This window comes from Streptomyces cinereospinus, from assembly GCF_042430725.1.
Taxonomy (GTDB): Bacteria; Actinomycetota; Actinomycetes; order Streptomycetales; family Streptomycetaceae; genus Streptomyces; species Streptomyces cinereospinus.
Genome location: NZ_JBHMCY010000201.1, coordinates 1 through 901 on the forward strand (window position 1 = coordinate 1; position 901 = coordinate 901).

The 901-nt window shown below is 68.0% G+C and carries 1 protein-coding gene; it reads right to left on the minus strand.

The genetic code is table 11. From position 1 onward, the window contains the following. Positions 1-774: IS701 family transposase (locus ACFF45_RS35495; protein WP_381354992.1), on the minus strand; the 774-nt coding region annotated here is incomplete at its 3' end. Positions 775-901 lie beyond the last annotated feature (127 nt).

Here is a 901-nt window from a genome sequence, read left to right on the forward strand (position 1 = left end):
CTGCTTGCCGGCCTCGACGACCAGCTTCTTCACCGTCCGGGCCGTTTCGGGGTAGACGGGCTGAGGCCGGGGGCCGCGACCGCCATAAGGCGGGGTATGCGGCCGTGCCGCTTCTGTCTGGGCGGTGGTCGTGGTGGAGATGCCGACCGCGTAGCTGAGCCCGCGTTCTTCCAGACCCAGCCGGAAGGCTGCCGCATCGCCGTAGCCGCCGTCGGCAACGACGAGCGGAACGTCGATGCCCCACGATCTGGTCTCGTCGATCATGTCCAGGGCCAGCTGCCACTTCTCGACATGGCCGACCTCTTCGGGGATGCCGCACGTGGTGCGGCGGGCCACCTTGGCCGCATCGGCCTTCGGCGAGGCGGGATCCCAGCTCTCGGGCATGAACAGGCGCCAGTCGACGGCCACCGAGGCACCGTCGGAAGCCATGTGCAGCGAGACTCCGGCCTGGCAGTTGGTGACCTTGCCCGCCGTGCCGGTGTACTGCCTGGCCACACACGCCGAGGCATCCCCGTCCTTGAGGAAGCCGGTGTCATCGATGATCAGCGCGGTCGGCTTGATGACCTGCTGCATCCGCCACGCCAGACGGGCTCGCACGTGCGCCGCCTCCCAGGGGCTGGTGGTGATGAAGTGGGCCAGAGCCTGCCGGTTGCCGTCCTCGCCCAGCCGGGCGGCCATCGGTTCCACGGACTTGCGCCGTCCGTCCAGCAGCAGTCCCCGCAGATACACCTCACCCCACCGGCGCTGATCCGCCCGTGCGAACGGCTCGAACATCTCCGCCGCGAAGTCCTCCAAATCACACCGGACCGCAGCCAACTCCTCACTCAGCACACCCCGTCAACGACACACCCGCTCAAGCGGACACGCCACCGACAAATGCACCTGACCAAGCACTACTAGT